This is a genomic window from Bdellovibrio bacteriovorus, assembly GCF_001592735.1.
GTDB classification, from domain to species: Bacteria; Bdellovibrionota; Bdellovibrionia; order Bdellovibrionales; family Bdellovibrionaceae; genus Bdellovibrio; species Bdellovibrio bacteriovorus_D.
The window spans coordinates 25,475-46,792 of record NZ_LUKE01000004.1; the positions used below are offsets into that span (position 1 = coordinate 25,475).

The 21,318-nt window shown below is 46.3% G+C and carries 20 protein-coding genes; 11 read left to right on the forward strand and 9 right to left on the reverse strand.

What is annotated here, in order from left to right; translation table 11 throughout:
- Positions 1-7 precede the first annotated feature (7 nt).
- Genes AZI86_RS15215 through AZI86_RS15230 form a run of 4 tightly spaced genes read left to right on the forward strand, consistent with a single transcriptional unit; the run spans position 8 to position 4,369 of the window.
- Positions 8-1,648: a hypothetical protein gene (locus tag AZI86_RS15215; protein ID WP_061836143.1), complete on the forward strand. Its 1,641-nt coding sequence runs from the start codon at positions 8-10 to the stop codon at positions 1,646-1,648.
- Positions 1,641-2,177, forward strand: a complete 537-nt coding sequence (locus tag AZI86_RS15220) for a hypothetical protein (RefSeq protein WP_061836144.1) — start codon at positions 1,641-1,643, stop codon at positions 2,175-2,177. Before AZI86_RS15215 ends, AZI86_RS15220 begins: the two co-directional genes overlap by 8 nt.
- Positions 2,161-3,675, forward strand: a complete 1,515-nt coding sequence (locus AZI86_RS15225) for a hypothetical protein (protein ID WP_157684723.1) — start codon at positions 2,161-2,163, stop codon at positions 3,673-3,675. The genes AZI86_RS15220 and AZI86_RS15225 overlap by 17 nt, the downstream gene beginning before the upstream one ends.
- A complete protein-coding gene (locus AZI86_RS15230) occupies positions 3,659-4,369 on the forward strand; it encodes a class I SAM-dependent methyltransferase (protein WP_061836146.1) in 711 nt (236 codons plus the stop codon). Before AZI86_RS15225 ends, AZI86_RS15230 begins: the two co-directional genes overlap by 17 nt.
- Here AZI86_RS15230 and AZI86_RS15235 read toward each other — a convergent pair.
- From AZI86_RS15235 to AZI86_RS15250, 4 genes are read right to left on the reverse strand one after another with little or no spacing between them, the layout of a single operon-like run.
- Positions 4,318-5,055, reverse strand: coding sequence for a class I SAM-dependent methyltransferase (locus AZI86_RS15235; RefSeq protein ID WP_061836147.1), 738 nt, complete (start codon positions 5,053-5,055; stop codon positions 4,318-4,320). The two genes, AZI86_RS15230 and AZI86_RS15235, sit on opposite strands and share 52 nt — an antisense overlap.
- The gene (locus AZI86_RS15240) at positions 5,036-6,940 is read right to left on the reverse strand and encodes an NAD-dependent epimerase/dehydratase family protein (RefSeq protein ID WP_061836148.1); all 1,905 of its coding nucleotides are present in this window, start codon (positions 6,938-6,940) and stop codon (positions 5,036-5,038) included. The genes AZI86_RS15235 and AZI86_RS15240 overlap by 20 nt, the downstream gene beginning before the upstream one ends.
- Before the next feature lie 7 nt (positions 6,941-6,947).
- Positions 6,948-7,817 (reverse strand): transketolase C-terminal domain-containing protein, encoded by an 870-nt coding sequence (locus AZI86_RS15245; protein WP_061836149.1) that lies wholly within the window; start codon positions 7,815-7,817, stop codon positions 6,948-6,950.
- Positions 7,814-8,566: a 1-deoxy-D-xylulose-5-phosphate synthase N-terminal domain-containing protein gene (locus AZI86_RS15250; protein WP_157684724.1), complete on the reverse strand. Its 753-nt coding sequence runs from the start codon at positions 8,564-8,566 to the stop codon at positions 7,814-7,816. The genes AZI86_RS15245 and AZI86_RS15250 overlap by 4 nt, the downstream gene beginning before the upstream one ends.
- A 193-nt stretch (positions 8,567-8,759) precedes the next feature.
- On the opposite strand from AZI86_RS15250, the gene ald reads away from it, so the two are divergent.
- Entirely contained in the window at positions 8,760-9,863 is a 1,104-nt protein-coding gene (ald, locus tag AZI86_RS15255; protein ID WP_061836151.1) for an alanine dehydrogenase, read from the forward strand.
- Positions 9,864-9,872: 9 nt separating this feature from the next.
- On the opposite strand, the gene AZI86_RS15260 is transcribed toward ald, so the two are convergent.
- From AZI86_RS15260 to AZI86_RS15270, 3 genes are all read right to left on the reverse strand, one after another.
- Complete coding sequence (locus AZI86_RS15260; protein WP_061836152.1) at positions 9,873-11,516, reverse strand: HAMP domain-containing methyl-accepting chemotaxis protein; 1,644 nt, start codon at positions 11,514-11,516, stop codon at positions 9,873-9,875.
- A 127-nt stretch (positions 11,517-11,643) separates the two neighbouring features.
- The gene (locus AZI86_RS15265; protein ID WP_061836153.1) at positions 11,644-12,363 is read right to left on the reverse strand and encodes a ComEC/Rec2 family competence protein; all 720 of its coding nucleotides are present in this window, start codon (positions 12,361-12,363) and stop codon (positions 11,644-11,646) included.
- Positions 12,360-13,265: a ComEC/Rec2 family competence protein gene (locus tag AZI86_RS15270; protein ID WP_061836154.1), complete on the reverse strand. Its 906-nt coding sequence runs from the start codon at positions 13,263-13,265 to the stop codon at positions 12,360-12,362. Before AZI86_RS15270 ends, AZI86_RS15265 begins: the two co-directional genes overlap by 4 nt.
- A 315-nt stretch (positions 13,266-13,580) precedes the next feature.
- Here AZI86_RS15270 and AZI86_RS15275 point away from each other — a divergent pair, with 315 nt between their 5' ends.
- The 3 genes from AZI86_RS15275 (at position 13,581) to AZI86_RS15285 (ending at position 16,810) form a co-directional block, all read left to right on the forward strand.
- Positions 13,581-14,105, forward strand: a complete 525-nt coding sequence (locus AZI86_RS15275) for a tetratricopeptide repeat protein (RefSeq protein WP_061836155.1) — start codon at positions 13,581-13,583, stop codon at positions 14,103-14,105.
- A gap of 118 nt (positions 14,106-14,223) precedes the next feature.
- Positions 14,224-15,846, forward strand: a complete 1,623-nt coding sequence (locus AZI86_RS15280) for a LysM peptidoglycan-binding domain-containing protein (protein ID WP_061836156.1) — start codon at positions 14,224-14,226, stop codon at positions 15,844-15,846.
- A gap of 43 nt (positions 15,847-15,889) precedes the next feature.
- Entirely contained in the window at positions 15,890-16,810 is a 921-nt protein-coding gene (locus AZI86_RS15285; protein WP_061836157.1) for a DNA-processing protein DprA, read from the forward strand.
- 195 nt (positions 16,811-17,005) lie between these two features.
- On the opposite strand, the gene lptF is transcribed toward AZI86_RS15285, so the two are convergent.
- Entirely contained in the window at positions 17,006-18,112 is a 1,107-nt protein-coding gene (lptF, locus tag AZI86_RS15290) for an LPS export ABC transporter permease LptF (RefSeq protein WP_061836158.1), read from the reverse strand.
- 124 nt (positions 18,113-18,236) lie between these two features.
- On the opposite strand from lptF, the gene AZI86_RS15295 reads away from it, so the two are divergent.
- Positions 18,237-19,466, forward strand: a complete 1,230-nt coding sequence (locus AZI86_RS15295) for a hypothetical protein (protein WP_061836159.1) — start codon at positions 18,237-18,239, stop codon at positions 19,464-19,466.
- Positions 19,467-19,533: 67 nt separating this feature from the next.
- A complete protein-coding gene (gene trxA, locus AZI86_RS15300; protein WP_061836160.1) occupies positions 19,534-19,860 on the forward strand; it encodes a thioredoxin in 327 nt (108 codons plus the stop codon).
- A 68-nt stretch (positions 19,861-19,928) separates the two neighbouring features.
- Here the strand turns inward: trxA and AZI86_RS15305 are convergent, their stop codons facing one another.
- Positions 19,929-20,642, reverse strand: coding sequence for a lytic transglycosylase domain-containing protein (locus AZI86_RS15305; protein ID WP_061836161.1), 714 nt, complete (start codon positions 20,640-20,642; stop codon positions 19,929-19,931).
- Between the two features lie 294 nt (positions 20,643-20,936).
- On the opposite strand from AZI86_RS15305, the gene AZI86_RS15310 reads away from it, so the two are divergent.
- Positions 20,937-21,110, forward strand: coding sequence for a hypothetical protein (locus AZI86_RS15310; RefSeq protein ID WP_157684725.1), 174 nt, complete (start codon positions 20,937-20,939; stop codon positions 21,108-21,110).
- Positions 21,111-21,318 lie beyond the last annotated feature (208 nt).

A 21,318-nucleotide genomic window follows, 5' to 3' on the forward strand; every position in this document is an offset into this window, starting at 1 on the left:
GATTTTCATGCGCGTTTTGAATCGTAAAGGAAGCTCGATTCCTTTAGTCATGATCATTAGTGCTTTGGTTTTCATCTTTAGTTACGTGATTTTCAACCTTTTACAATCACGTCGCCAAGGAACAGAAGATGATTTGCGCGTCTTGCAAGCGAAGATGTTGGCCGCCGATATCGTCGAGCTTGGAAAATACATGCTTCTTTATGAGCGCGTGGTTTATGTCAATGATATCTTAAACGTCGATAACTCTCGCATAGCCACTCGCCGAGAAATGTTAAATCAATCTTACGGATCACTTGTGGCGGCCAACTCGTTTATGATGAATGCGTGTGGGGGTTATGATGCAAATGCCGTGGAAATCGGTCCTTTGCGCGCGGACAACTCCCCGGTGTTTTGCCCGTTTTATCTTCGCAATCCGTTGATGGACGGAAAAATGTTTGAAGATATGATGTTGCAAATGTGGTCCATTGGGGGGCAGGTGGGTGAATTGGTGATGCGCGGGGGAGTGCTGGCCACACAGAACGCGACACGGTCCCAAATTTTCACTAAAAATGGGGCGGGGTCTTATTCTTTGACCATTGATCTTGATTCTGCGATCCGCAATCCCAACAATCAATTCATTCGGCTGCATTTAAATCAAAATATCGTAGAAAAAATGCGTCAAGATGGATTCTCCGCCAAGCTTATTTTTACTCTTTATGGTCCTTCAACAGGATTTAGAACTTTAACCAACGAACGCTATGTGAACGTGCAAGCCGACGTGAGCTTTGGTACGAGCTTAAATAAAAAAAATGCGAGTGTTTCGGAAACAGCGATCTTGTATTCAACCACGGTGAAAGATTTTGCCCTTTTTATGATGTATCCGGAAGACAGCGCAGGCCAACCCACGACACTTTTTTCACGCGCCGTGGAGCTTAATAGCACCAGTCAAATCAATGGACGCGTTTTATTTAATGGCGATATTGATAACTCCCTGGAAAGCCTTCCGATTTTTAATGAAGTCGTTATTATTTCTGGATCCGTGAATACTGCCGGATATACTTTTGCCCGTGCCCGTGAGCTGATGTCCCAAAAGTTTCGCAAAGGTATCGTGATGGGTTTTCCCATTAAACTTCTGATCAATGATGGCACTTGCGTTTCAGGCCTTCCTACGTCCAACGACTCTTCCATGTATTGTGTGGAAAAAGGCACCGGGTTGCCGTACAACCTTACTAAGTACATTGATAATATGGGAAACATCTGTTCGAAACTGCCGGTGAACTTTTCGGGCGGCGAATTCACTTTTGATACCTCGACCGTCATTGATCCGGTGATTCGTGAGCAATGTAAAGGTTCTGCGCCCGGCAAGGTGTGGTTGTCTGGAGGCGTGCGGAATGTTTCCGTGGCCGGAAGCCATGCTTATATCCTAAGTCCAGTGAAAAACTTAATAATGTCCGCCGGTGGAAGTTTGTATGGAACTGTGATGGGCGGCCACATCCGTGGAACCAACGTCAAAATCTACAGCTTAGGAGCTTTACGTCCTGGCCTTCCGGGCATTGCCAGCAGTACGGATCTTGGGGCAATATCAGGAGAGAGCGGACGAATCATGGCCGGAATTGGTGTTCCCCTGATCAATGTGGCTTTAATCAAGGAAGCAAAAATTGGTGAATAGACGTTCATTAGGTCAAATACTGCGAAACAGAAAAGGGGTGACGGTTGTTGAGACGGTCGTCGCGGCGGCTATTTTGGCAATATTGGTTTTTGCGATCATGTCCTTAAAACAAATCGTCTTTAAAATGAGCCAAGGTGTTATTCAAAGATCTTCCAATGCCCGGATTATCTTTGCTATTCAAGAAGAGCTTGTCAAAGAGATGGACTCATTGCCATTTAGGAGCAACGCGGCCTTTATCACCGGTGCCAGTTTTAACCAAGCTGCCTATGAGGCCAGTTTTGACGACACCAGCGCGCAGCAAAGCTGCTACAATAAAGAAGGAATTGAAATTCCCGTTACGAACGAACCTGTTTGCGAATTTAAAGTTAGTTACTATCGCGTGCAAGAAGTCGATCGCAACTATACCGGCGATCTTGCCAAGATTCCGCTAAGCCGTCTTGTCATGCGTTTAGCATATATCGATAAAAATACCAAAACACCTCGCACCCTTTATCTAAGTCGTCTTAAGGCCCATGTCATCAGATACTAAACGCGATTCGCAGTTTCATGTCTTATTGGGACTATTCATATTTGCGGGTCTCATTTTACGAGTGATAGGTCTTTTTTATTTTCCGACGGGAATGGAAGGTGATGAGGTTCATGTCGTTTATTGGGGACGGCAGTGGATTCAATCCAAGCAATGGCTTTTGATTGATGTCGGTGATTTGCCAGCGTGGGAAACTCCTTCGGCATATATTTTTGGCGGCCTGGATTTAGTGGGGATCAATCCTCGATGGGGTGCTGTCGCGATTTCTTTTTTAGAACTCGCGATGTGTTATCTGTGGACGGCTCGTCGCAGTGATAAACAGACGGCATTGATGGCGACAGCCTTTCTTTCTTTGATGCCTTGGCATTTTTTCTTTTCGTATGTTTTAGGTCCTTGCGTGGCGGGCTTTTGGACATCTCTTTATTTGCTAGATATCAAAAATCCCTTGGGCCGCGTTCTTGGCAATATGGGCGGATTGCTTTATTACGTTTCTTATCGCGTTTTGTTAGTTTGGGGAGGACTCGTAAACCTCTATCGCCGTCAGTGGAAGACTTTGGGCATCGACATCTTATCGGGGCTGGTGACTTTAGCTGTTCTGGCGATGTTTGGTGGCAATCACTTAAAAGGTTTTTTTGCCAAAGGTTCTTATCTGGTGAGCACGCGTGAACCGATCGAATGGGTGTATCACTATTTGAATTCTTTTATCTTGTGGTGGATGCCACCTCTTCAGGTCTGGTGGGAGCAACTGAGTGAATATTCAGCCGGAGACGTCGGATTTGGATTTGCTCACTCCCTGGGATTTCAAACCCCGTTGTCCCTAGGGACCAGTCTGTTTTTTGGATGGGGTTTGTATATATCTTACAAGGACAAAAAGTACCGGGATCTTTTGGGGCTTTTCGTTTTATCTTTGGTATGTGTCGGTTTCGGTCCAAGCTTTGTTCATTTTCCATTTATTCTTCCGGTGGTGGCTTTTTTGGCCGCCATCGCCGCGTCGCGGGCTCTGCAAAAAAATAAGCGGAATAGAGTTTTGGTTATAATGTCTTTAGTTTTATCCGTGGCATCCTTAGTCGTGGTTATTTCAAATCTGGGCCACAGCGATAAGTGGCGTACATTCACCTCGAAAACCGAGTTGATTCCATCAGCTGTGCGGGCGGAGATAGGAACAACATCTTTCGTCTGGACGGCGGGAGCAGACTTGGCTCGCGCGACGCTGGCGGCCGATCGTGCCGATCTTTCGGTCTTTGGATTTTCCACAAGTTTTTTAAATTGGGTGAATGAAATTACACGCGAGGCATACGCCAAAAAAACACCCTGGGTGTTTATTCAAAACACACCCGCGCCGGTGCACCCGCGGCCTAAAGTGATTCAAGAAATGCAGGTATTCAAGGAAGATTTTGACAGCCGCATAAAATTCTTTGAAGCCAACGTCTCCGTGAGTTCTAAAAAGACGATTGTGGTGGACGGTGTTGAAATAGGAATTCTGTATGAAATTGTTTATTAAACAAAATTCCCCATTTTCTGATTTGGTTGAATTATCAAGCCCGCAAGTGCGCCGCCTTCTTGATTTGCAATTTCAAAGCCGCTGTTTAACCGAAAAAAAAATCTTTAAAAACCTGGATTTGACTCAGCTCAGGGTTTTAGATTTCGGGGCGGGAATGCAGGATTTTCGTCAGCGTCATCAGGTTGTCAAATACACATCATTAGATCCTTATCTCCCTGCGGATTGGAAGTCTTTGTCAGACATTCCAGAAGGTGAAAAATTTGATTTGATTGTCGCCAGTGAAGTCTTTGAACATTTAGAAAATCCCACAGTCACTTTAAGAGAACTTTTCAAGATACTGCAGCCTGGGGGAAGGATTTATCTTACAACCCCTTTTATGGCGCGTGAACACGGAGCCCCAGCGGATTTTCAACGGTGGACTCAAAGTGGATTAGAAAAACTTTTAACCGCATCAGGATTTAAGATCGAGCAAAGTCATCGACGCGGAAACCTAGTGACGGTCCTAAGTTCGTTTTTAAATTTTTCGTTATTTAAACTTTTACGTTCACCTGCATTTATTTTGGGATTGGTCTTGTTGCCGTTGGTGCTGATTTTACTTTTGTTTGCTCAAGCCAGTTTTTTAATTAAAACTTCAAGTTCTGTTTATTTGGGATTATCCGTTTTGGCCTCTAAAGTCCCATCAAAAGATTTGTAAAACTCGATCCATAAAGACTGCGCAACATAATCGTTCAAGATGGCGGGCGTTGAGAGCTCGATTTTTTTGACCTGCTTTTGCAAGAAGACGGGCATAAAGGGGTAAGCCCAATCCTTTTTCAAAACCTGATATCGCGGATAGATATTTTTTAACAGGTCCTTGGCGATTTTTGCGGTGAATGCATTTTCTTCAGGTTCTAAATTCATCCATTTTCTTCCTAAAGATGTACCAAATAAAAAGCGCACCAAGGGGTTTTCACGATTAGGTTCCCAAAAAAAACCTCGCCCCAGAACCGAAAGCCGCGTGGCTATCAGACGTAAAGTCTTGTCTAAATCCAAAATACAGTGATGCAAGATCCCCATGCCGACAACGGCGTCAAAGACGGGTCCCTCTTTTTCCAAAAACTCTAAGACATCGGCTTGCACGGTCACCAAGGCGGGATGGGAGGCACAGCGTTCTTGGGTCGCCTTCAGCATGATTTCAGAGCGATCCAGGGCGGTCACCCGGTGGCCCGCCTTTAAAAGGGCATGGGTTAAATCGCCATGTCCACAGCCCAGCTCTAAGACGTGAGAATTTGGTTTTAAATGCGTAAGAATCTGATGGATGCGTTGTTGGGCGCGAAAGACAGTGCTGGAATTTTCAGACCAGACCTGACTATGACCTTTTTCATCTTTGACCGAGATCATGTTCGCCCGCGGGGAATCGCACCAGGATTTGTTTTTGAATCAACTCTTCGGTGGTGTATTCCGGATACTGGAAGTTTTTTAAATAAAGCAAATTTACCAAGGCCACTAAGAGGGCCAAGCCTAAGAAAATATAAGGAATCACGAAAAACAAAGAGTCTTCAAAAAATAAAAACCCCGCCAGGCCGCCTAATAAGTAAAAAAATGCGATGAAATTAGGCGTAGAAAATAAAAACTTTAGCGACCACATAATCAATTTGCGATTGCTGTTGGTGCTAAAACCAAAGGCGCGATTAGGACGACGATACGGAACTAAAGCGGTTTTGTAAGCGGGGAAGGCGCGTAAGGTTCGCCATAGCTTGATTTTTGTACGGAAAGAAACAATTTGTTTCGCAGCCGCGCGAGAAATTAAACCGAAATCTCCGCAATCAAGAGGAATATCAATGCGTGAAACGATATTCCACAAACGGTAAAAGGCTTTGCATTTAAACGAAAACCAAAAGCCTTCCTCGCGAGAAACGCGTTTGCCTAAGCAAAGATCAAAACCTTGTTCCCATTTTTCAATAAACTGAGGAATCAGTTCCGGAGGATCCTGCAGGTCCCCATCCATCAACACCACCGCGTCGCCAGTGGCGATATCTAAGCCGTGCATAAATATGGACTGAGAGCCAAAGTTGCGCGTGTGTTTAGCTAAAACCCAACGGGCATCTTTCAGCGCATGTTCTTTAAGGCTTTCGTAGGCACCATCGGGACTGACGTCATCAATCACGATAAACTCAAAATCATATTTCAGGTTTTCAAACACCACGCGCAAGCGTTCAAACAAGATCGGAATGCTTTGTAAGTCCATATAGCAGGGCGCGATCACGGAAATCTTTTTGCGAGGTAAGAAGAATTCGTTATTAAGTAAAAACCGATGTTCTTGGTAATATTCTAACGTTTGCTTTAAACCCGCCGCAAACGAGATTTTGGCTTGCCATCCGAAGCGTTTGAAAGTTTTTTCTGTAGATCCCACCCAGGTTTTTAGATCCCAAGATTTAGCGACTCCAGAACTCCAGCGCAGATTCTTAAAATCAAATTCTTTCGCCAAAATATCGGCGACGTTTTTGAGTGAAGTTTGTTCGCCCGTGCAAACATTGTAGGCCTCTCCATAATCTTGGGGCTGAATTCCTAAGAGGCCATCAAGGATCATTTCAAGGGCATCATAAATATGAACGAAATCCCGGGAAGTTTCAGGATCACTTAAAGTCAGTGGGTGGTTTTCTAAGATCGAAGAACAAATATGCGGAATGAGTTTTCGGGGATGTTCCCCGGGGCCATAAATAGAAAACAAGCGCAAAGTCATGGCCGGCACATTGAGAGTTTTTCCGTAATAAGAAATCAGATTGTGACACTGGATTTTGGCCAAAGAATAAAGACTGTTGGCATGCGGGGTTTGGTCTTCTTTAGCATAATTGCAGTTCTGCCCGTATTCACTGGACGTGCCCGTGTGAATGAAGGCCTTGATCCCATTTTTTCGGGCTTCGCTTAATAAAGTTTCAAGCTGCTGCACTTGTTTAAAGATTTCGCCCGACTCAACTTGCCAAGAATAAGCGCCATAAGTCGCCGTGTGCACAATCATGGTCACGCCATGAAAAGACCTAGCGACGCTGGCAGGTTGATCCAAATCACACACCACTAAATTTTTGCGACCAAAAGAATTCACCCGGACGTTGGAGGTGGTTTTACCCGAACTTAAGCCCACGCAAGGGACGTGGGCAACGGAAAGCAGGTTTAATAATTGCGCGCCGATGAAGCCATGGGCTCCCGTAATCATGACGTGCTCGTCTTTCAAAGCGCGTGCTTTATTGAGCAATGATTCGGGATAGGGGTGAAAATTCTGTATCATCAGACCCTTATGCTTTTATTGAATTGACGTTCCTTCTTATATTTTGACTCTCAAAGCCCTGACTGGCCAGTAAATAGTTGCGACTGCCGTTGGTGCTTGATTGAGAGATGGCGTGGATATGAATTCCAGCTCGTGGCCCTTCCAAAACAGAGGCTATTTTTTGAGACAAGCTGCCTTCGATTTGGTGCTCTTCAAAAAACACGATCCGTTGGGATTTCTCAAAATGAGATTGAATGGTTTTGACGTCCAAGGGCCATGTGTTGATGCCAAAGATCTGCACGTCAGAATCATCTTTAAGAACCGGTAGGACAAGATCAAGCAAAGGTCCATAAGTCACCACGGTGACGCGTTCACCACCCCCGGTATTTGAAAGGGCACAAAACTCATCGGTTGTTGGTAAATCATTATTAGTCAGTCGGATATAGTGCGGACCTTTTAGCGGCGAAACTTTCTTAAGAAGTGACGTGAGTTCTTGGTCGCGACGGGGAATCCATGAAGTCCAATGTCGCCATAGGCTGACCAGTCCTAAATCATCAAGGCTGTGATGGGAAGATCCCATGATGCCGTAACCAAAGCCACCGCCATTACCGATCACGCGCAAACGATCCGTGGGGTCAAAATACATGCGTAAGCCTTCGGCGGCTCTCCACAAAGTGAAAGAACTAATGCCGTAAATAAAAACCTCAAAACCCTGTGAGCAAAGTCCTTTAGCAAGTAAAGCCGCATTTTGTTCGGCCACGCCGACATTGATAACGTGATCAGGATGTAAAGCAATCAGATCTAAAGCTTCGGGGTAGCCCAAATCACAAAGCAATAAAACACAGTGAGGATTGTGGCGCAAATGTTCGCGCATCCAAGAAAAAAAATATTTCTTCATGGCTTCACCACGGGAGGGTTTTTATAGTGAGCCTCCACTGGAGTGAGACGGTCTTCAAAACCAAAATTTTTACGGGTATCAAAAATATAAAAATGGGGTTTGGGGCCGGAAGCTTTAGAGAAATGAATGCTTTGCACGTCGTGTCCATTTTGGCGAGACATGTCCCAGCCCATAGAATCTAAACTCACCTCAAGATGGTGAAGCGAATAAATATTCGAGATGCTCCCTAAAGCTTGGGTTTTGTTATGATCAAAAAGAACATGTAAGTTTGAAAGCTGATTTTGCGCGGCAAAGTGCAACGCCTCCCAGGTCGAGCCTTCATTGAGATCTCCTTCAGAAATTAAAACATACACTTGGCTTTGCTCACCGCGGATTTTTTTTGCCAGAGCCACACCAGAACCTAGGCCGACACCACAACCTAAACTGCCCGAAGCAAATCCCCACCATGGATGAGGTGTCGGAACCGTCGACGGCGGATGAGCACCAAAAATACTACCGTCGCGGCAACTTCCCGCAAGTTCGGCGTCCGTCATTAAGCCTTTCTGGTTTAGGATCAAATAAAGCAGACTTGCCGCGTGGCCCTTAGAAAGAATGAAGTGATCGTCTTGTTTAAGAGGTCCCCAAAAGAGGGCCGTCAGAATATCCAATGAGGACAAACATGACCCTAAATGGCCCAGATTGCGTTCCGTATGATACTGAAGAAGCTTCTGAGTGAGCTCGCTGCGAATGGCGGAGAGGCTTGTAGTCATACACAAATGGTAGGGCGCAACAGTGCATAATAAAATCATTAATTATTTTTACGCACCGCCTCAGGGGTGAGGTTTTTCTCCTCGAGTATGAACTCCAGTCCTCTTGCTTTTTATTACGAATCTGGCATAGTTCCATGCGCATACCAAATTGACTAAAAACAAAGCGTTCGCAAGAGCCCTTTAGGAGCTATATATGATTATCGGTATTCCAAAAGAGATTAAAATCTTAGAAAACCGCGTCGGTATTACTGATGCTGGTGTTCGCCAGTATGTACAAGAAGGTCACACTGTCATCATCGAAAAAGACGCGGGTGTGGGTTCTGGTATTTCAAATGAACAGTTTGAAAAAGCGGGCGCTAAGATCATCGATACAAAAAAAGAAGTGTACGCGAAAGCGGACATGATCCAAAAAGTAAAAGAACCGCTTCCAGACGAATATGAGCTGATGAAGGAAAACCAAATCCTTTACACGTATCTTCACTTGGCCGCAGAACCAAAGCTCACGAAAGTTCTTTGCGAACGTAAAGTGAAAGCGATCGCTTACGAAACAATCCAACTTGAAAACGGTTCATTGCCTCTTTTGACGCCTATGTCTGAAGTTGCGGGACGTATGGCGACGCAAATCGGTGCGTACTACCTACAAAAAGATCACGGTGGAAAAGGGATCTTGATGGGTGGCGTGACAGGCGTAAAACCAGGCAAAGTCACGATCATCGGTGGTGGTGTGGTTGGTACGAACGCCGCAAAAATGGCGGTCGGCCTGGGGGCATCCGTGACGATCCTCGATGTGAACACGGCACGCTTAGAATATCTTGATGATATTTTCCAAGGTCGTTGCATGACTTTGTATTCAAACGCAAAAAACATCGAAGAGTCTGTTCTTGATTCAGACCTAGTCATCGGTGGCGTTTTGATCACGGGCCACAAAGCGCCAACTCTGGTTTCTAAAGACATGATTTCAAAAATGTCTAAAGGTTCTGTGGTTGTTGACGTCGCCGTGGATCAAGGTGGCTGTATCGAAACTTGCCGTCCAACGTCTCATCAAAACCCAACTTACGAAGTTGATGGCGTCATCCATTACTGCGTACCAAATATGCCAGGCGCGGTACCAAAAACTTCAACATACGCTTTGACTAACGTGACAGCGAAATACGGTTCTATGCTTGCAGCCATGGGTGTGGAAGACGCGATTGCAAAATCACCAGCATTGTTCAAAGGTTTGAACGTGTACAACGGTTACGTCTGCTACGAGCCCGTAGCGCGCGACCTGCACATGGAATATCGTCCTTACAAATAGGTGCCGCATCTAAAAGCCGTCGGTGGTTCCAAGTTTAAAGTCTTCATCAAACGGGATGGCGTCTTTAGCATTGGCAACGGCCGCCGGCGCTGAGTTCAAGGGGATGACTTTAGCCTCGCGAGAAGCTACTGGCATTTTTTCTGTTGTTTTAGGTGGGACTGAAGTGGTCGCGGGCGCAGACTCTGTGTGGGGGGCGCCTTGGTTTCCGTAAATCACCTTATTTAAATCCATTGTTAGCTTTAAAGATGTTTGTGCTAGGCCATTGATTTCAGTGCCGGTGGCGGCGATTTCTTCCGCCGACGCGGCATTGGATTGCGAAGACTGATCTAGTTGATTCATGGCTTTGCTGATTTGTTGAATGCCGGCGGTTTGCTCCGTGCTCGCCGTCGAAATTTCGTTGTTAAGATCTGACACTTTTTTGACGGCATTTACAATCGTGTTTAAGGCCTCGCCACTTTGGATGGCTAGGCGGCTGCCCTCGGCGACTTGTTGTACAGACTCCTTAATAAGATGAGTGATATCTTTTGCGGCGGAAGCACTTCTTTGTGCCAACGAGCGGACGGCTTCGGCCACGACCGCAAAGCCTTTTCCTTGTTCGCCCGCACGGGCGGCTTCGACGGCGGCATTCAGTGCTAAAAGATTTGTCTGAAAGGCAATATCGTCAATAACATGAATGATTTCTTCGATCTTTTTGGAAGAGCTTGAAATTTTCGTCATCGAAGAATTTAAACTGGCCATTTCGCTTTGTCCTTTTTCGGCCGCTTCGCGAGAAGCCCTGGATAAAGACGCCGCCTGTTTGGCATTATCTGAATTCATCTGCACCATGGAAGAAAGTTCTTCTAAAGAGGCCACCGTTTCTTCTAACGACGCGGCGGCTTCGGTTGAGGATTGTGAAAGGCCCGTGCCGGCGTGATTTAATTGGTCAACGGACGTCGCCACATTGCTAGCGGCTTGATTCAAGCTTGATGCAATCGTGGCCATCGTATTAGACATATTTGATGCTAACCACAGTAGGTAACCTGAAATAAAGATATTTGAGATTATGATGGTCGCCATGGTCCAAGTTGCGACTTCCGATTGGGTTGTCGCGGCAAGTTTTCCTTCGCTCTCAGCGCGATGGCGATACATCTGCAAAGTATCCGAAGAAAATGCGGAAACCGGAGCACTGAGTGCGGTAAAATCTTTTTTTGCCAAGACATGGGCTTCTTTAGCTTTTTCAAGGTCGTGAGTGGCCACTAGCGAATGGATCTTTTCCATCAGCGCAATCATTTGCGGAAACGTACCTTTGATAGCTTCAAAGGCCTTCTTTTCATCCGGCATGAATGCAGAGTTTACATATTCTTTGTAAGCTTTTTCGTAGGACTGCATCGCCGTATGGGCTTCTTTGATATCACTATCGGCTTGTCTGCCAGATTCAAGCTCGGCGAGCGCCGATGTGACATGAAATGCGAATTTGGTAGACGAGTGGCGCATTTCCTGAAGTGCTTCTATGTTGGGAATGATCTCTTTATGAGAACTGCTTAAGAGAAAATTGATTTTGGAAATGCCTGTCGAAGAAATGATGTTGGCGACTCCAAATCCGACGATCGGCAGGGCGGCCGCTAAAAGAAGTTTACCTTTGATGCCGTGAAACCACGAAGACAATTGAGTCATGTGCAACCCCTTAAGAAAATGTTCCGCAGTTATTCTTCTCGGCGAAGTTCCGTTGATGAAGAGTCCAAAACGGTTAAATCCTCGTAGAGGGTGGATATTTTGAGATCCTTGAGTCCTGCGTACGATATCACTCCAGCCAAATATGTCCCCAATCTTCGGTGCGCAACAAGGGGGTGCGAAATTTCTTGAGGCGAGCGATCGTCTGCGGGTGGGGATGAGAATAGCGCCGCCATCGAGCCGAGCTGATTGAAATCTTCAAGTTCGCCAAGCGATTTAAAAGCATTTCGGACGTACTAGTGTTGCTGCCATGATGGCCTAAAACTAAAACCTGGGCGGAGGCAACCCAAGGAGTTTTGCTCCATAGTTCTTCCAACTTTTTCGTCGAGTCGCCGGGCATAAGAATATTCTTAAAAAGATAAACTCTGCTTGAGTCATTTGAGTTTTTCGAAAGGGGCGGGGTCCATGATGATATCGAAAGGGGTTCTGTTGAGCAGCTTCGAAATTTTTTTAAGATCTTTACTTTGCGAGGGGAGGCCGGACCCCGCGGTGCAAAGCGAATGCAGATGTCAGGAAGAGTTTTTATAATTTTACTTTGAGCCAGGGCGCCGATGTGATCCCAGTCCCAATGACTTAAAAGCACTTCGTTCGCCCTGTGGGCACAAAGTTTTTTTAAACTTTCCCAAGGAAAGAACTCGCCACCCATATCAAAATGAAAACAGGTGTTTTGTTCCGGCATGGTAATCCATTGGCCTTGGCCCACATTCCAAACCACAATACCTCGAGCCAATGTGGCTGGGGCGATTCGGCTGGCACTAAATAATATGACAAACATGACCAGGGTTTTCATAAAAGATCTTTTCCTTGGCGAAGATGCAGACGTAAAAAATGAAACAAGATGTGTAAAAGAAAAATCCAGATCCAAAAGCTAGAGCTAGAACCGACGCCGCTGGATGGAATGACAACGGGTTCAGCCACTGCACTTAGTGTGGCCTCAAAAAAACTCATCACATGCGAAAACAGTTGCAGCAGTTTTTCATGAAAGACAGCGGTGAAACTTAAAGGCAATAAAACCAACGCGACAAGCGGGGCGAGTAAGAGATTGCTTAACACGCCGACTGGATGCAGCGAGGCCCAGCCCCATAAGAGCGGTGCCATGATTAAAAGAATCAAAAAGTGGGAAAGCAGCGCGCCTTTCCATGAACGAGAAGACAGGCCCAAGACCGAGGGGGCACTGAGCGCTAGAGCCGCGCACCAACTCATTTGAAAAGACAAGGACTGCCACCAGGTCGGAAAGATCGCCAATGTCAGCAGACCGCAAGCCAGAACCACAAGATCCCCCGGAAAAGCTATACGTCCGTAGCGCAACCCGGAACGCAGTAGAAGCGCTCCCAAAGCGCGAACTGCCGGCGCCTGCCAGCCCACGGCCAGTGAATAGAACCCCAGACTGAGAAATCTTAAAAAGAGTGGAATTTTAAGAATGCTTAAAAAACGATCAAGCAAAATCAAGTGGGATCCAGACACGATGAAAATATGGATCAGGGACGTCTTTGAGAGATTTTCTTTGAGCCGTGAGTCTGTGATCTTTTCACCACACAGCAGAGCTTGGATCGAAGCGCGGGTTGTTGCATCTGTAGGCACTTGTTTAAGACACTTTTGTTGATAAGTTTTCGACAGAGCTGATGTGTTTTTCAGCAATGAGTCTGGAGGCGTGATGCTTAAAGCAAGTGCAATGATCAATAGAAAGAGCATGGTTCTAAGGACTTAGCAAAAAGCGTTTCACGCACCATTTCTAAAATAATCTGTCATGATGTCCGCAGAACTTTGAAAATCGGATTTTAAGATCTGACATTTCAAGCTTGAAACGCAGGGTGTATTTTTAGAATAATTAAGTAAAAACAAATGCTTAAATGCTGATTATTATTTAGGCAAATCGCTGAAACCCTTGAAAACAAATAGGTCTAAGGTCTAGCATTACAATAACTCAACATTTTATGTGGATAACTCTTACTTGTTTGCCATTCTTATTGCGTGTCATACTAGAGGAAGATCAAGAGGTGAATAGAGATGAAGCAACTTAGACGATTAGCAGCAACCGTTTGTATCACTGTGCCTTTAGCTATCTCGGCTTTCGCCAAGCCGTCGCCAAAGAAGCCGGTTATCAATTCTAAGCAACAAGCTTTGCTTGTTGAGCTCACAGGAAAAGATATTTCTAAAGAAAATGACATCACCTTATATGCTGAAATGGTAAGCGCTTATGAGAGAAATGATGAAATTGCATTTAAGAGTCGTTTGCAAAGCATGATGTCGCGTTTTCCGCAAAGTGTGTACGCTGACAATGCACTTTTCCTAGCGGGCCGCATGTCCGTCGACAACAACGATTTCGCCCAAGCCATAAAATACTTTTCACAAATTGAAAAAAAATACGGAAAGAGCAACAAAGCTGCGGCCGCAAAATTTGCTAAAGGCATGACCTATAAAAAAATGAATTTGCCAGAGTATGCGGCTCGCTCGCTTAAAGAAGTTCGTGCTAGATACCCAGGAAGCCCCGAGTCTTTCCGCGCCGACGCTGAACTAAAAATTATTAAGTAGGGCCGCTTTCGGCGTCAGCCGAAACGCAGCCCCGGCTTACCGAGCCGCTTTCGGCGAAGACGAAACGCAGCTCCGGCTTACCGATTGACCCTTTTACCTTTGCAAGGATGCAAGAGTGATGAAAAAGAATTTCTCCGTAATGCTGGCTATGATTTTTTGTGCGCTTTTAGTGCAAGCACAAGATGCTCCTCCAGATGCGAATTGGGAAACTGATCCTTTAGATGTGCTGGAGTCTCAGCCTTCGGCGGAACCCGCGGCACCGGCAATGCCAGAATTTAAAGAAGTGCCAGGTGAAGTTCAGGTTGAATCTACACCTTCGCCAGAGATCGCGGCTCCCGCGCCTCCTCCGCCGCCGCCAGAAATGCCCGCTCCTAAAAAATCGAAGCGTGCAAAAAAATCTACGGCGCAATTTGAAAATTTAACTCCCGATGATCCGGATGCCCAAAAAGAGTCCGAGTTTCATCGAATTTACAAAACCTACAACGAAGCTCCGACCTCTGAAGAATCTTGGGAAAAAGCTTTAGGCGAGCGCAATGCGGAAACTTATAAGGTTCAATCCGGTGACACACTTTCAGGAATTTCGACGACGCTATTCGGGGACTCATTTTTTTGGCCCAAAGTGTGGTCCTTAAATCATGATCAAATTTTAAATCCGCATGAAATTTCTCCGGGCATGGGAATTCAATTTTTCCCGGGCAGCATGGGCGAAGCACCCACATTGGCGGTGACGGCTCAAGCCGAAGAAAAGAAAGTCACTTCGACAAGTATTCCGGTTCCGATGGCACCCCCTAAAGGTGCCATGGACGGTGTGGAAATTCCGGCACCAAAAAAACGTGCAGGCTTAGTGGAAAAACTGCCGCGCAGTTTACCTGGATCGCGTGTCAGCTCTGTCATCCGACCTAAGGATGATGTTCGTTTGGATTTGTTAAAGCATAAATATCCCAAGGCTTATGAGTATTTGGAATATTACATTAATGATGCCCCGGTGGAAGGTTCCGGTAAAATCACCGGTACGGAAATGGGGCTTTCGACGGCCGGAGAGTATCAATACATTTACGTCAGCTTTGCGGGAACTCCGGATAAAAAGTACGTTGTGCAAAAAAATCTGACTCAACTCGAGGACCCACGCAATAAAGAGCGCAAGGCCCAAATGGTTCAATTGCAAGGCGAGATTCAAGTTCTTGAAAAAGTGAATGACGCTGAAAACATGTATCGCGCTTTGGTGACGAAAACCATTCAACCGGTTGAAGTGGGTTCTACTTTGATCGCGGGATCGTTACCAATGATCGACCCCGCCGCCGGTCCGGTGACATCGGGGGTAGGGGCGACCATCATGGGCGGGCAGTTTGAAAAGAAACGTGCTTTGATGGGGCAAAACTCTTTGGTGTTCTTGGATGCGGGAAGCGGCCAGGGGCTGCAAGAGGGGCAAACGCTTTCGATTTATGCGGATGAAAGAGCTCGCAATAAAAATGTCAAAGCGGTGATGAATGACCGCGTGATTGGAAAACTTAAAGTTGTGCGTGTGACTAATAATTTTGCCACCGCTTATATTACCAGTGCCATTGATGACGTTATGATCGGGGATTATGCGGGTAAGTCGGTGGCGACAGCGGCCGTAAGCTCTGAACCCGTGATTGAAAACGAGGCGGGATCTGCAGATGATTTCGAATTGGACGATGCGCCGGTGGAAGATGCGTCATCGCCGGATTCCGGATCTGATGATTCTGATTTAGAATTATAAAGCACTTTAAGGCCGGGTTTGTGTCTTGCACAGCCCGGTCGTCATGAATGATCTTTACTCCCTTTCTCAAATTTTAAAACACCATCCCCTGTTTCGCACACGTCGCGATGAGGTTCTGCGGGTTTATTTTCTTTTAGGATCGCAGAAAAACTTAAATGCGGACTCTTTGTTAGCAGCTCTAAAATATCAGATTCCTGAATTGCACGGCGCTCTTCAGCAAAATCATGATCTTTTTAAACGCCATTGCGAGGAAACTTGGCGTATGAGTGAAAAAGGGGTGCAGATGATTTCTTACGGTGAAGAGGCTTATCCCCGTTCTTGCTATTTGATGGAGGACCCACCGCTGACATTAAGTTATTGGGGACAGCCCTCCTGGCAAGGCGGAAGAAGCTTGGCCGTGGTCGGCAGTCGTGAACCTTGTTTTGAATCCACACAGTGGATGGAAAAAGAGTTTTCTGATTTCTGTGAACGCGCAAAGCCCGTGGTTGTGAGTGGGGGCGCACGCGGCGTGGATCAAAAAGCGCATGCCATTGCACTTCGACATCATTTAAGCACGGTTGTGGTGCTGCCTTCAGGTTTAGGCAATCTTTATCCAGAAAGTCTGCGCGAGTGGATAGAGCCGGTGATTGCTAGTGGCGGTTGTTTTTTAAGTGAATATTCGTTTGAACAGCGGATGCATAAACATCTGTTTCATCATCGCAATCGATTGATTGCCGCTTTAGGGTGCGCCAGTCTGTTGATTGAGGCCCGTCGACGCAGTGGAACCTTGATCACCGCTCAACAAGCTTTGCAGTTGGGAAGACCGGTGTGGGTTGTTCCGGGTCATCCCCTCGATGTGCACTTTGGGGGAAGTTTAGATCTTTTGAGCGAAGGGGCCTTTTTAATCCGTGATGCTGAGGATTTGTTCATGTCTTTTAACTCTGAGCCATTACCCAAAAAAGGGCAGTTAGAATTTTTAGTATAGCTATAGTGGGGACCTTAGAGTGCCAACACTAGGGGTAGTGAGCTTTCTAAACTGCCAAAACTTCAAAGGAAAAAATGAAATCACCTGAAAAAATCTTTTGCCTGGCCTAAAGATTGTCTCTACCATTTGCTCTAGGGAGGGGCGATGTGGTCAAGGATGACCGTGGTAGTATGGACGCTGCTACATCGCTCTGTTTTAGTTCCAATTCTTTTGCAAAGCTCGCACACCTAAAATCGCAAAAATAACATTCGGTGCCCAGATCGCAAGCGCAACAGGAGCTGATCCTCCGCGAGCCATGCCTTCCGCCGCGATATACAGAACCCAGTAAAAGATAATTAAACCGATACAAAGAATCATGCCTCCGGCTTTAGCGGCGCGGCGGTTGGTGGTCGTTCCTAATCCCACACCAATCATCGCAAAGACTAAACATAAAACGGTGATCGCAATGCGTTTATGAAACTCCGTGCGCAAGGTGCGCTCTAACTCTGGATCTTTGCTAAGATCTTCTTTGAGTCGGCCGCGAACTTCTTGCAGAGTCAAAGATTGAGGTGATTTTTCACGTTCTTGAATATTTAGCGGCGTTGAAAAGCGCACGTCATAGGTGTCAAAACTGATCTTGGTGTGATTTTGGGCTTGGCGATGAATTTCGCCACTTTTTAAACGCAATAAAACTTCATGACCAGGGTTCACCGGGTCGGGAATGATCTCGCCTTCTTTCGCGATGATGGTGAGTGGAACGTCGCCAGATTTTTCATCGTAAATAAATACTTTTTCTAATTGGCCTTTGTTGGAGTCCACCTTGTTGGCATAAACAACCATATTAAAAAAACTGTCTGAAAAAGTACCTTCTTTAATAACGGCTCCGGCCTTGGTGCTTGCTAAACGAGAATATAAAACCTCGAATTGCCGGTTCCCCCAAGGGGCGATGTTAAACGACATTTGAGCTGAAATAATCCCGACCAAGGTGGCTAATACCAAGGCGGGTAAAAGCAAGGTTCCCATTGGTAATCCGGACGCCTTCATAGCAACAATCTCTGAATCCTGACTTAAGCGCCCATAAGTTAGTAGTACTGAGAATAAGAGGGCCATCGGAAACAGGACGGGCAGCAAAGAGATGATCACAAACCCAATAATTTGGGCGATGACTTTGATGGCGACGCCGTGAACTAAAGCGAACTCCGTCAGGCGGAGGACCTGAAACATGAGGATGATTGAAATAAAAACCAAAAGTCCCAGGATGAAACTTGGAAGCATCTCAAAGAAAATGTACTGAACTGCTTTTTTACCGTTAAAAATGCTCAAAAAACTGTCTCCTGGTGCACGAGTCCCGAGCCCCAGTCTAAACCGGGACGACAAAGGTGTCATCTCTTCCATTGTCCAGGACCTCGGATTGACGCTGCCCCTTGCTTGTTCGAGAATAAGATTAATGAACAAAATCCTCTTGGTGTACGAAGATTATGCAGATCTGATGAACGTGGAAAGCACGTTGAAAAAAGTCGGTTTTGATGTGATCGGTCTTACCAATGAATACACTGTGGCGGAACAAGTTTTAGCCTTCAATCCGGATCTTGTCGTGGGTTCGGGCCGCGGTGGCAAGGTCAACTCTTTAGGCGTTGGTAAACGTCTTAAAGAAATGCATCGGTGGCAGGGAAAATCCGTTCTCATTTTTCCCGCAAAATTTAAACCTGAACCTCAAGATCTTATTCGCATCCGCGTTGACATGATGTTGGAAGCTCCGGTTCCCGCACTGCGCCTCATTCAAGTGATCGGCAAGTTGCTCAATCACGATGAAGCTGTGCTGCTAGAGCGTTTAAATAAAAACTCCACAACCGAGTCTGAAAAAAAAGCTTCGTCGTCGGCGACGTCGGTGGGCGGCAAATTCAACCTTGAATCCGAAGCGATTTATATCAAGGGTCGCACGGAAGAGGTGGATAAAAATTCAGAAGAACGTTCGATGCGTTCTGAAAAAATCGGTTCGGAAGACGGCGTTAATTTTTCATTCGACAATCAAGAGCCCGAAGAAAAGCGCAAAGTCTCCTTTAAATTTGGGGATCGGATGTCCGACGCCGCTTCGGGAGGCGCCCGCAAAACCACGGACGAAAAATCTTCCAGCCTTTTTGCCGACGTCGATTTAAAGGCTTTGGAAAAAGAGCTCTTGGGCGGCGGAACTCCCGAAATGGAGCGCATTGAGCCCCAAGAATTAGAAAAGCCTGTCGTCCCCGAAGCGCCTGCAGAACTGCGAGCTTCGGCCGAGGGCGAGTTTGAACCTGCCGCTGGGATCACCGAGCCTCCAGAGTCGCTTGAAGATGTGTCCGTGAATGATATGACTTTAGAAGACCTTATTGATGGTGAGGTTGTGCGCGGTGGGCCTCCAGAGAGCATTGATTCGGCGGTAGTGACGAGCGAGGCGAGGGAGCTTAAAGATCTTCAAGCCAAAGCGCAACGAGAGCTGGCTTCTGCTGAAAAAGCACTCAAAAATCGCATGGAAAAGTATGCTGCCCTGGTGGCGGATGTGAAGGTCGCTCCAAAAAGTACGGTGTCCCGGGTTGAGGCACGGCGGCGTCAGAAGCAAATGGCTGCAGAATGGGATGCTGAAAACCTGAACGAACTCGATAAGTTACGTCGCGAGTTTACGAAGGCTCTTTTTAAAAAGTGATTGATCGACTGGGACCTTGACGAGTCCGGTTTTGATGTTCAAATTAAGGGAAGATTACGGAGGCCTTATGGGCGTTAATACAACAGCTGTTACTGACAGCTCTTTTGAAACAGAAGTTCTTAATTCATCAACTCCAGTACTAGTCGATTTTTGGGCTGAGTGGTGCGGACCTTGTCGTGCACTGGCTCCAAAACTAGAAGAAGTCGCTCAAGAGTTGGGTGGCAAAGTTAGAATCGTAAAAGTGAACGTGGATGAGAATCCAGGGACACCAGGCAAGTACGGCATCCGTGGAATTCCGGCGATGTTGCTTTTCAAAGGTGGCAGTGAGATTGGTCAATTGGTGGGAAATCATCCCAAAGACGCGATCTTGGATTTCTTAAACAAGAACGTATAGTTTTTGACTAGAAAATTCTAATGAAAAAGGGAATCTGTGAAGATTCCCTTTTTTTATTTTATTTGAGTTTAGTTTGTCGCCACCATGCGCGGCGCTTTATCCGCAATCTTAGCATAAAGATCTTTATAGTTTTTCATCACCTTCGAATTGTATTCGGCAGGGACAACATTTTTAGCAACCAAGCGGCGCACGTTTAATGGACCCATATTGTAAGCACTCACATAGCGAGCTGGTTTGCTAGTGAACTTGTTACGCAAGTAATCCATGTAAGCCGTACCTAATTTGATGTTCACGGTAGGGTTTTTCAAAGACTCTTTGCCCTTCCATTTCATGCCGATTTTTTGCGCCATCCACTTAGCTGTTTCAGGACGGATTTGCATTAAACCGATTTCACCCACGCTGCCAATGGCTTCGGGATTGAACTTAGATTCAGTCGCAATCACCGCTAAGACAAACACGGGATCCAGTTCATATTTCGCACTTTCCGCAATAACGGTGCGAGCAATCGCGCGTGCTTGAGCTTTATATTTAGGCCCGAGCGAGCTTTGAATTTTCTTTTGAATCATCAAGTTGAGAGCTTTTTGGCCTCCCATTTTTTCCGCGTCGCTGCCGGAATATTTCTTTCCTAAAAGCTCTTTAGCATGGGAAACCCGGGCTGACTCTAGAACACTCTCAAGCACCGCTGGAAACTTGAAAGAGACAAAGTTGAAGTTATTAAAAAGAGCCATGGTGAGTGTTGCGGTGATAAGCGCAAGTCCGATTTTGAGATGTTTCGTTTTCATATCCGCGACCTCCTGTTACCAACCAAATAGTTCAATGGTCGTGCCGACGGACTAACTATGCGGGATCTTTCAGGTCTTAGATTGGAGCGCGGGATAAAAGCTATCCATTCGAGTTGGCCGAACAGGTGTCTACCAGAGTTTAGTCACTGACTGAAAACTAGTGAGTCACTTTCGGGCATCTTCTCATCTTGAGACGTCTTGTCTGGGAACGGGCTTCGAACGCTGGATTTTTTCTTTGCAAAGGCTGCTTAGCTTCTCGTGCTCTGGGCGCGCCTTCCAGGCTCAGTTGCCGCCGTGGCTGAAAGCCACGGTTCGCGCCATCGTGGCGCCGGCAAAGGCCCTGCCGCACAAGAAGCTAAGCAGCCTTTGCAAAGAAAAAATCTAGTTCGAATGACGTATCTAACTTCAAACAGCGCAGAGGGCTCAAAAAGATCTTTGAAGGCGTTAGCGAAAAATTATTTGATCTAAACTCCGCAGAAGGCAGGAGCATGAGAAGTTAGCAAGAGGCTTTTTTCCTAGGAATGGGTAAAGTCGATCACGAAGTGGCCTTCGTCGGCGCATGGATGCGCGAACCACCCGAAGGGTGGCGACGATGAGCCCGGATGGCGTGCCACGAAGCTGACGGCTTTACCCATTCCTAGGAAAAAAGCCGTCCTTGGTGACCAAGCATCTCCCG

Excerpts from the sequence above, each read along its gene's own strand:
- AZI86_RS15215 (WP_061836143.1), top strand. The coding sequence starts at position 8 with ATGCGCGTTTTGAATCGTAAAGGAAGCTCGATTCCTTTAGTCATGATC.
- AZI86_RS15225 (WP_157684723.1), top strand. The coding sequence starts at position 2,161 with ATGTCATCAGATACTAAACGCGATTCGCAGTTTCATGTCTTATTGGGA.
- AZI86_RS15230 (WP_061836146.1), top strand. The coding sequence starts at position 3,659 with ATGAAATTGTTTATTAAACAAAATTCCCCATTTTCTGATTTGGTTGAA.
- AZI86_RS15235 (WP_061836147.1), bottom strand. The coding sequence starts at position 5,055 with ATGATCTCGGTCAAAGATGAAAAAGGTCATAGTCAGGTCTGGTCTGAA.
- AZI86_RS15240 (WP_061836148.1), bottom strand. The coding sequence starts at position 6,940 with ATGATACAGAATTTTCACCCCTATCCCGAATCATTGCTCAATAAAGCA.
- AZI86_RS15245 (WP_061836149.1), bottom strand. The coding sequence starts at position 7,817 with ATGAAGAAATATTTTTTTTCTTGGATGCGCGAACATTTGCGCCACAAT.
- AZI86_RS15250 (WP_157684724.1), bottom strand. The coding sequence starts at position 8,566 with ATGACTACAAGCCTCTCCGCCATTCGCAGCGAGCTCACTCAGAAGCTT.
- ald (WP_061836151.1), top strand. The coding sequence starts at position 8,760 with ATGATTATCGGTATTCCAAAAGAGATTAAAATCTTAGAAAACCGCGTC.
- AZI86_RS15260 (WP_061836152.1), bottom strand. The coding sequence starts at position 11,516 with ATGACTCAATTGTCTTCGTGGTTTCACGGCATCAAAGGTAAACTTCTT.
- AZI86_RS15265 (WP_061836153.1), bottom strand. The coding sequence starts at position 12,363 with ATGAAAACCCTGGTCATGTTTGTCATATTATTTAGTGCCAGCCGAATC.
- AZI86_RS15270 (WP_061836154.1), bottom strand. The coding sequence starts at position 13,265 with ATGCTCTTTCTATTGATCATTGCACTTGCTTTAAGCATCACGCCTCCA.
- AZI86_RS15275 (WP_061836155.1), top strand. The coding sequence starts at position 13,581 with ATGAAGCAACTTAGACGATTAGCAGCAACCGTTTGTATCACTGTGCCT.
- AZI86_RS15280 (WP_061836156.1), top strand. The coding sequence starts at position 14,224 with ATGAAAAAGAATTTCTCCGTAATGCTGGCTATGATTTTTTGTGCGCTT.
- AZI86_RS15285 (WP_061836157.1), top strand. The coding sequence starts at position 15,890 with ATGAATGATCTTTACTCCCTTTCTCAAATTTTAAAACACCATCCCCTG.
- AZI86_RS15295 (WP_061836159.1), top strand. The coding sequence starts at position 18,237 with ATGAACAAAATCCTCTTGGTGTACGAAGATTATGCAGATCTGATGAAC.
- trxA (WP_061836160.1), top strand. The coding sequence starts at position 19,534 with ATGGGCGTTAATACAACAGCTGTTACTGACAGCTCTTTTGAAACAGAA.
- AZI86_RS15305 (WP_061836161.1), bottom strand. The coding sequence starts at position 20,642 with ATGAAAACGAAACATCTCAAAATCGGACTTGCGCTTATCACCGCAACA.